The organism is Streptomyces sp. NPDC002785 (genome assembly GCF_040295565.1).
Taxonomy (GTDB): Bacteria; Actinomycetota; Actinomycetes; order Streptomycetales; family Streptomycetaceae; genus Streptomyces.
The window spans coordinates 1-8019 of the sequence record NZ_JBEOVN010000269.1; the positions used below are offsets into that span (position 1 = coordinate 1).

At 68.0% G+C, this 8019-nt stretch carries 8 protein-coding genes and 1 pseudogene; 3 read left to right on the forward strand and 6 right to left on the reverse strand.

Going from position 1 to position 8019, the window contains the following annotated elements:
* Positions 1-144 precede the first annotated feature (144 nt).
* A complete protein-coding gene (locus ABTZ94_RS34545) occupies positions 145-321 on the reverse strand; it encodes a hypothetical protein (RefSeq protein WP_351206928.1) in 177 nt (58 codons plus the stop codon).
* Between ABTZ94_RS34545 and ABTZ94_RS34550 the strand changes: the two genes are divergently transcribed.
* A complete protein-coding gene (locus ABTZ94_RS34550) occupies positions 314-856 on the forward strand; it encodes a GNAT family N-acetyltransferase (RefSeq protein WP_351206930.1) in 543 nt (180 codons plus the stop codon). The genes ABTZ94_RS34545 and ABTZ94_RS34550 overlap by 8 nt on opposite strands.
* On the opposite strand, the pseudogene ABTZ94_RS34555 reads toward ABTZ94_RS34550, so the two are convergent.
* Positions 840-1151: pseudogene (locus ABTZ94_RS34555) on the reverse strand (transposase); the annotation flags it as partial. The gene ABTZ94_RS34550 and the pseudogene ABTZ94_RS34555 sit on opposite strands and share 17 nt — an antisense overlap.
* Positions 1152-1589 carry an ankyrin repeat domain-containing protein gene (locus ABTZ94_RS34560; protein WP_351206932.1) on the reverse strand — a complete coding sequence of 146 codons (438 nt, stop codon included), beginning with the start codon at positions 1587-1589 and terminating at the stop codon, positions 1152-1154. It abuts the pseudogene before it with no gap.
* Between the two features lie 534 nt (positions 1590-2123).
* Here ABTZ94_RS34560 and ABTZ94_RS34565 point away from each other — a divergent pair.
* Positions 2124-3335 (forward strand): IS4 family transposase, encoded by a 1212-nt coding sequence (locus ABTZ94_RS34565; protein WP_351206934.1) that lies wholly within the window; start codon positions 2124-2126, stop codon positions 3333-3335.
* Positions 3336-3709: 374 nt separating this feature from the next.
* On the opposite strand, the gene ABTZ94_RS34570 is transcribed toward ABTZ94_RS34565, so the two are convergent.
* The 3 genes from ABTZ94_RS34570 to ABTZ94_RS34585 all read right to left on the reverse strand — a co-directional run bounded on the left by ABTZ94_RS34570 (position 3710) and on the right by ABTZ94_RS34585 (position 6657).
* Entirely contained in the window at positions 3710-3835 is a 126-nt protein-coding gene (locus ABTZ94_RS34570) for a hypothetical protein (RefSeq protein ID WP_351206936.1), read from the reverse strand.
* 1019 nt (positions 3836-4854) lie between these two features.
* Positions 4855-6003 carry a serine hydrolase domain-containing protein gene (locus ABTZ94_RS34580; RefSeq protein ID WP_351206938.1) on the reverse strand — a complete coding sequence of 383 codons (1149 nt, stop codon included), beginning with the start codon at positions 6001-6003 and terminating at the stop codon, positions 4855-4857.
* A gap of 111 nt (positions 6004-6114) precedes the next feature.
* Positions 6115-6657 (reverse strand): hypothetical protein, encoded by a 543-nt coding sequence (locus ABTZ94_RS34585; RefSeq protein ID WP_351206940.1) that lies wholly within the window; start codon positions 6655-6657, stop codon positions 6115-6117.
* A gap of 110 nt (positions 6658-6767) precedes the next feature.
* Between ABTZ94_RS34585 and ABTZ94_RS34590 the strand changes: the two genes are divergently transcribed.
* Positions 6768-7910 (forward strand): transposase, encoded by a 1143-nt coding sequence (locus tag ABTZ94_RS34590; RefSeq protein ID WP_351206942.1) that lies wholly within the window; start codon positions 6768-6770, stop codon positions 7908-7910.
* Positions 7911-8019 lie beyond the last annotated feature (109 nt).

An 8019-nucleotide genomic window follows, 5' to 3' on the forward strand; every position in this document is an offset into this window, starting at 1 on the left:
GCACCCCCCCGGGGGGGGAGGGGGGTCTATACCCCGCCCCCCCCCCGGCACCCGGCCCCACCACACCTCGACACACCGTCAGACACCCACACACCCAAAAACGTGACAACGCCGTTGAGCCGGATGCGGAAGCAGCGGAGCTGGTCAGCGCTCCTCGTCGTCCGCGAGCAGGAAAGCGGGCCGGGAACGGTCCCAACTCGGCATGTTGAGCTCGTTGAGCGCCGAGACGATGCGCTTCCCCTCGTAGACGAAGTGGGTCTTAAGGTGCCTGGTGAGGATGGCGGAGAGCCCATTCGTGATCCAGAATGATTGGATGGTCACGCTTGAGACTCCCCGTTTGATCCTGCGTCGCTGGCGCGAGGAAGACGTTGCGCCCATGGCTGCCGTCAATGCCGACCCCGAGGTCATGCGGTGGATCCGTGACGGCAGCGTCCGTGACGAACAGCAGACTCGCGGCGGGGTCCAGGCATGGGAGAGCGAGTGGGAGTCGCAGGGCTTCGGCCTGTTCGCCGTGGAGATCCGGTCCACCGGCGAGCTGGCCGGGTTCACCGGCCTTTCGGTGCCCGACTTCTTGCCGGAGGTACTGCCGGCGGTTGAGGTCGGCTGGCGGCTGGGACGTTCCCACTGGGGGCAGGGCTTGGCCACCGAGGCCGCTGCGGCCGCTGTATGGTTCGGGTTCGAAGAGCGAGGGCTGGAGCGGATCGTCAGCATCACTCAAGTGGGCAACGACGCCTCCGAACGGATCACGACCAAACTTGGGATGCATCCGGTCCGTGAGACCGTCAATCCCACCTGCGGTCGGCGAGTACGGGTGTTCGAGTTGTCGTCGGACCAGTACTTCACAACCACTCGTTGATGGCGGCAACGAGGACGGTAGCCTCGTAGCGGACCGCGAGTTTGTCGTACCTGGTGGCCACGGCTCGATGTCTCTTGAGGCGATTGATGCCGCACTCGACCGCGTGCCGGGCCTTGTAGTCCTCTGGGTCGAACTTCGGTGGCCGGCCACCGCTGGACCCGCGCTTCTTGCGGTTGCGGACCTGGTCGGCCTTGTCCGGAATGGTGCAGCGGACACCGCGACGCCGCAGGTAGGCGCGGTTCTTGCGGGACGCGTACGCCTTGTCCGCCCGCACCCGTCGCGGGCGCACGCGGGGCTACGGAGCCGGGTGAGCTGTCGGTTGCGCTCCTGCTGCCCGGAGGACTTCGGCAGTGGCGGGGTGGGGGCAGTTGTCCGCCCAGTCCAGTGGAGCCCAGCCTGTGCCATGGTCTTCGCGGAGGTTGGGATCGGCGCCGTGCGCCAACAGTTGCCGGACCGTTTCGGTGTGCCCCCAGCACGCGGCTGCGCACAGCGGTGTGCCCTCCGAGCCAGGACCGGAGCTTTCCGTGTCGGGGGAAGCTCCGGCTTCCATGAGTAGACGGACTATTTCGGCCTCGCCCTGCACCGAAGCCAGGTACAGCGGAGTCGTGCCGTCGCTGTACCTTCTCTCTGGACTTGCTCCACTGCGCAACAGGGTCTTCGTGCTCCTGGCGTCACCTGTCAGGGCTGCCTCGAAGAGGCGGCGGGAGAGCTTCTTCTGTTGGCGCTGCTTCATAGCCTGTGAGGCTAGCAATCACGGGTGCGCCGGAGCCGCTCATATCCATTCGTTGATCACCGCGACCAGCACAGTGGCTTCGTAGCGGACGGCGAGTTTGTCGTACCTCGTGGGTGCGCCACGAGGCGCCATGGAATCGAGTGAGGTGAGAGACCTTCACCGCCGGGTTGTCGCAGCAACCCGGTTGAAGCTGGGGGCAGTTCGTCTCAGGGGATGCTGGGACGGGCGGTAAGCAGCCCTGACAACGTCGGGACGGGCTGGCACTGCCAGACAGGGTAAGCACGACCAGATACCGATACCGGGGAACAGCAATCCCGAGCCCGTGGCCCACGACGGTATGAGAATCCGACCATCCCAAACGGGGCTTGTGGAGAGCCCGGTGCCCGGAGACGGGCACGCCGGGTTCGGGAGGCGGCTCGGGGAAACCTACTGGTGGAGACACCAGCGGGGCGCCCCGAGTCGACCTCACCCACGGCCCGGTAGCACTTAACCTCAATACCGTTCAGTTAAGCGCTTCTGGGTTATCGTGGGGGGATGCCGCGTTCTGGTTGGGTGAAGCCGTCGTCTGATGTCCGGTTGTCGGATTTGGTGTCTGTGGGGTTGCTGACGCGGGTGTTTCCCGCGGACGTGGTTGACGCGGTGATCGAGGAGGCGGGGCGTACGGAGCGGCGTCACCGGTCGTTGCCCGCGCGGGTGATGGCGTACTTCTCAATCGGGATGGCGCTGTATTCGGATGGCTCCTACGAGGATGTGTTCGCGCAGCTCACGGACGGGCTGTCGTGGGCGTCGGGGTGGTCGGAGTCGTTCACGCCGCCCTCGAAGTCGGCGATCTTCCAGGCCAGGTCTCGTCTGGGGTTCGAGCCGGTGCGGGATCTCTTCGCTCGGGTTGCGCGTCCGCTGGCGGGGCCTGGCACGCCGGCGTCGTGGCTGGCCGGGCGTCGTCTGGTGGCGATCGACGGGACGTGCCTTGATGTGGCAGACACGGCAGCCAATGCAGAGTTCTTCGGGCGGCCCGCTTCCAGCCGGGGGGAGCGGGCCGCGTTTCCGCAGGCCCGCCTGGTGGCATTGGCAGAATGCGGCACCCATGCGGTCTTCGACGCTGTCACCGGCCCGTGCAGCGTGTCGGAGATCGAGTTGTCCCGGCAGCTTGTCGGTCGGCTGGAGCCGGGCCAGCTGGTCCTGGCCGACCGGGGCTTCTACGGGTTCCGCCTTTGGCAGCAGGCCGCGGCCACAGGAGCGGATCTGCTCTGGCGAGTGAAAACGAATCTGCGGCCCCGGTATCTGGAATCCCTGGCCGATGGGTCCTGGCTGGCCCGGATCGTCCCGACGTCGGGCACGAGCCGGGCCACGACGGAGCCGCTCACAGTCAGAGTGATCGACTACACAGTCGATGACGGCCGGGGCAACGCCGAGGAGTACCGGCTGTTGACCACGATCCTCGACCCGGCGGACGTCGGCGCCGAGGACCTCGCAGCCGTCTATGCCCAACGGTGGGAGATCGAGACCACCTTCGACGAGCTGAAAACCCACCAGCGCGGGCCCCGCGCGGTACTGCGCTCGAAAGCCCCCGACCTTGTCCAGCAAGAAATCTGGGGATATTTGTGCTGCCACTACGCCATCCGCACCCTGATGGCCGACACTGCCGCGCACGCCGGCTACGACCCCGACAGAGTCTCCTTCGTCAAGGCCCTCCGCATCGCCCGCCGTTCAGTCGCGCAGAGCGCATTTTCCCCCTCCGGGCACTGACGCAGCCGACGCGACCTGGTGTCACGCCATCCGATGGCTCACCCAACACCTCAACCCAACACGCCGAAAACGCTCACACCCCCGAGTCGTCAAACGCAAAGTCCTGAAATGGGCCGCGAAACGCTCCCACCACACACACTGGCCCCAGCCCAAACACAGCCCCCACATCACCATCCAAAATCACTAACTGAACGGTATTGAGGCTAAGGGACGCGGAGAATCCTGTCCACGGCCCGCCAGGCTGTGCCTGTTTGGCAACGTCGGCGCGCAGCACGGCGACCTCCTGCGCCTTGAGGCGGTGCAGCGGAGCAGGTCGCTTTCCAGGGAGTCGACCCTGTTGTCCAGGTCCCGGATCTCGCGGTCGTAGTCGCCCGTCACCGCGTCTGCCCCTTCACGGGCGTGTCCTCGGACGCCACACCGACCACGATCCACCCGACCGGGACAGCGATCAGGACTGTGGTGCGCTCACGCAGAGCCTGGACGACTTCCAGGGGCACCATGATCCGGACACCGCGGCGGGAGAGTCCAGGGTGCAGTTCCGCCCTGATGAGGCGGCGGAGGGTAGTAGGCGCAGCCGATCTCTTCAGCAGCTTGGCCGGTAGTCAGCAGAGTCAATCCACCCGGACCTCCGCCAAGACCTGGGGAGACCTCTTCGGCCGCGCCCGAGGCAAGCGACGAGTGGACTGTCCGCAGTCCGGCACTTCGAGCAAGCCGACGGCCTGAGCCGACCTGGGCTCGTGCCGATAGTGGCTCCGCCACGGGTTCCGCCTGCGCCTTCGGTCTGCAGCGTGGACGACCAGGGCCGCTGCGGGGCGCTCTGATGCGTTCCAGCAAGGGTTGCGCACAGATGCCTCGTAGCATTACCAGGCGTGAGAAGGATGGCCAGGGGTCTGCCGCGGCCGTCGCAGGCAAGGTGGATTTTGGTGATCAGGCTCCTCGAGATCGTCCGGTTCGTCTGCCGATGGCGCCCCCTTTTCGGCCGGCGGCGGGCGACTGGTGTGCGCGGCCGATGGTTTCGATCTGGGCCAGCCAGTCAATGTCACCGGCCGCACCGGCCCGGGACTGGACTTGCTGGAGGGCGGGTGAAGACGCCCTCCAGGGCGCACCGGCGTCGCGCGAGCATGCGGCAGGCGCTGGCCAGGTGAAGGGCAGCGGCTGCCTCGCCCTGGTCAGCGGCGTGTAGGACGCATGGCCTCCGCGATGTACGCGCGGAGCCGTTCCAGGTGACGTCGCACGAGGTCCCTTCCGAACATGGACCGATGCGTATGCACAAGCCAGGGTGGCAGGGAGCTGTCAGGCGTTGAACAGTGCGCGCGCATGGTGCTGGGCACTCTCAGCTCCCATCGCCGAGAGTGCCCGATGAGCTGTGGTGGCGTGCGCGGCTGGCGACTGTCTCGCCGTGGCGTCCGGCTGAATGCTGACGCCCGAGGGAGACTGCAGAACCCGGGCCACGTGGTCAAGCAGGCGGGCGCAGCTGCCTGTGGCCGGCCGCCTACGTGGTCGTCCTGCCCCGCTGACGCTACCGCTTCGCCGGGGCCGTGCCGCAGAACTCCGCCTCGATCAGCTTCTGGGTGTCACCGGTCCAGTCGGCGTTGAAGTTCGCGGCGAGGGAGTGCTCCCCGTCCCGGGTGACCTGGGCCTCGGAATGGGACCCGTGGATGCCGCCGCCGTGCCCCCAGACCTCCTTGCCGCAGCTCAGCTTCTGCCGCATGAGACCGAGCCCGTAGCCGACGCCGGGCAGGTCGGGAGAGATCTGGACGGTGTCGGTCATCTCCTTCATCTCGGCCGCCGGAAGCAGCCGGCCCTTGAGCAGCGCACGGTAGAAGGTCTGCAGGTCGTTCGTATCGGAGACCATCTCGCCGGCGGCGCCGGCGATGCTCGGATTGAGCTCGGTGACGTCGTACGTGGGCCCGCCGGTCTCGCGGGAGAGCTTGGAGTAGGCGCGGGAGTTCGGCTCGGGCATGCGGGAGTCGGTGCCGGGCACGGAGGTAGCGCGCAGCTTGAGCGGTTTGACGATCCGGTTCTCGATCGCCTTGCCGTAAGGACGTCCGGTCACCTTCTCGACGACCATCCCGGCCAGCACGAAGTTGGTGTTGGAATAGTTCCAGTCCGTCCCGGGGGCGAAGTCGGGCTCATGCGCCATCGCGACGGCGACGAGCTGCTTGGAGGTCCAGGTGTCGTAACGGTGCTGCAGGAAGCCGGGACCGAAGACCTTCTCCTGGAAGGCCGGGTCCTCGATGTAGCTGTAGATGCCGCTGGTGTGGTTGAGCAGTTGGCGGACGGTGATCTTCCGCCCGTCGTGCCCGTGCCCGCGCACCACACCGGGCAGCCACTTCTCGACCGGGTCGTCGAGGTCGAGCTGGCCCTCGGCCTGGAGCTGGAGCAGGACGGTGGCGGTGAAGGTCTTGGTGATGGATCCGACCCGGGAACGATCGCCCCCCTTCCGCTCCCCCGCGGTGCCGACCCAACGAGTCTTTCCGTCACGGGCCTGCGCAACGGCCCCGGGCACGCCCTCGGCGACGGCCGCGTCCAGGGCCTGCTGGGTGGCGGCGTGGGACGGCTTGGCCGGCGGCGCGGCGGCGACGGCGGGCGCGGCGAGCGCGGTGGCGGTGATCCCGGCAACGAGTCCGGCGGCGAGGAGGGTACGGACGGTACGTGCGGCTGACATGCGGGCTCCCGTGATCGTGAACTGCGGTCACGGGAGGGGACCGCGGGAGGCGAGCGGCGGGTTGAGCCCGGTCGTGACGGTTGAGCCGTTTTCAGCCGTTCGCCGGATCGGTCAGGTGCGAGCGACCCAACGCGGTCGGTCGCACCAGAGTTGCAGTCCGATGTCGACCAGCTCGACACGGTCGAGGGAGGGCACGGAGTCGAGCGGATGCCAGGCGGCGAGATCGGTGGACCCGTCGGTCTCGTTCCGCAGCACCCCGCCGGCGATCCGCGCCTCGTACAGAATCCGCAGCCCCTGCCAGTCCCCCGGCCCACCGAGCCAACGCAACCAGTTCGCTGGCGGCGTCCCGGCCCACGACCCGCTGTCCGTGGCCGTCACCGGGGGGTAGGGGCGCGGCCGGACGAGTTCGCGGATGCGGTGGGCCGGCAGCGGGGCGTGGATGCATGCGGCGGCCATGGCGTGGCGGGTGAGCCCGATCAGGTGTTTCAGCGGCGGGTGGTGAGGGGCTGCGAGGTCGAGGCCGCCGCTGGTGGTCGCGGCGAGCAGGGCGGCGGTGGCCTTGTCTCCGATGAGGTGCGGGTGCTGGGCGGCGAGTGCCTGAAGGAGGCCGGACTTGTACGCGATCGCGCCACGCAGCGCACCGACTCCACCCACGTCCTGGCCGCGGTACGCGACCTGACCCGGCTGGAACTGGTCACCGAGGCGGTCCGCGCCGCACCCTGGAAGAGATCGCCAGCACCGCCCCGCACCTGCTGACCGGCCTGGTGGACGAGGAGTGGGGGCGCCGCTACGGCCGTCCGGTCCGCCTGGGCAAGAACCCCACCCGGCCCAAGACCAGAATCCTCACCATCGGTAACGACGCCGTCCGGCTGCTGGATCACCTCCGACAGCAAAGGCCGAACTGCCTGTCTGGCCCTCGGGTCCAGGCTCTGCGGCAGATCGTCGTGCAGAACTACTACCGCGCCCCGGCAGGCCGCCCTTGCTGGCGCATCCCCGACGACGGCGGACTGCCGCCCTCCTCCTCGGCGATCGTCTCCCCCTACGACACCACGGCGCGCTATGTCCGCCACGGGCACATCATCAGCTGGAAGGGATTCGCCGCGCATGTCACCGAGACATGCGCCTCCGACAGCACCAATGTGATCACGGACGTGGCCACCACCTCGGCCGCCACGAACGACGGCCAGGCCCTGCCCGGCATCCACACCCGCCTGGCGCGACGCGGACTGCTGCCCGCAGAACACCTGGTCGACAGCGGCTACACCTCGCTGGTCCACCTGGAACGAGCCGCCCGTGAACACCAGATCACCGTCAGCGGGCCACTGCCGGGCAACCCCACCCGCCAGCACCGCCAGAACGAAGGATTCGACCGGGACGACTTCCACATCGACTTCGACCGCCGGCAGGTCACCTGCCCCCGAGGCCAGGTCAGCAGCAGCTGGCACGGCCCCTACCCGACATCCTCGCCCACCGCGGCCCCGCTGATCGTCGCGAAGTTCACCAAGGGTCAATGCCAGCCGTGTCCGGACCGTCCCCGGTGCACCACCTCCCGCGCGAGCGCCCGGAACGTGGGCTTTCCCCCGCGAGAGCTCCGCGACCTGCAAGTCCGCGTCCGAGCCGAGCAACAGACACCCGACTGGAAGGCCCGCTACGCGGTCCGCTCCGGAGTGGAGGGCACCATCAATGAGTTCGCCCACGGACACGGCATGCGCCACTGCCGCTACCGAGGACAGCCGAAAGCCCACCTGCAACACGTGCTCACGGCCATCGCCGTGAACATCGAACGCCTCAGCGGCCGGTCCGTAACCAGGGACACACCCCCATCGCGATCGCCGACCGCATTCCAGACCTTCCTGGACCAGCACGACATCCCCCGGTCGAAATCCTGGCGAACCCTCGGTACCTGAGCCCAACCATCCAAGATCCCCGATTGACGCTTCGGCTGTCCTCACTCTGAATCGTCGGCCTTCCGAGCGGTGCCAATGCGTGTACCGGCCGGAGATCGTGACCTCATAG

Excerpts from the sequence above, each read along its gene's own strand:
- ABTZ94_RS34560 (WP_351206932.1), bottom strand. The coding sequence starts at position 1,589 with ATGAAGCAGCGCCAACAGAAGAAGCTCTCCCGCCGCCTCTTCGAGGCA.
- ABTZ94_RS34580 (WP_351206938.1), bottom strand. The coding sequence starts at position 6,003 with ATGTCAGCCGCACGTACCGTCCGTACCCTCCTCGCCGCCGGACTCGTT.
- ABTZ94_RS34550 (WP_351206930.1), top strand. The coding sequence starts at position 314 with ATGGTCACGCTTGAGACTCCCCGTTTGATCCTGCGTCGCTGGCGCGAG.
- ABTZ94_RS34565 (WP_351206934.1), top strand. The coding sequence starts at position 2,124 with ATGCCGCGTTCTGGTTGGGTGAAGCCGTCGTCTGATGTCCGGTTGTCG.
- ABTZ94_RS34570 (WP_351206936.1), bottom strand. The coding sequence starts at position 3,835 with ATGGTGCCCCTGGAAGTCGTCCAGGCTCTGCGTGAGCGCACCACAGTC.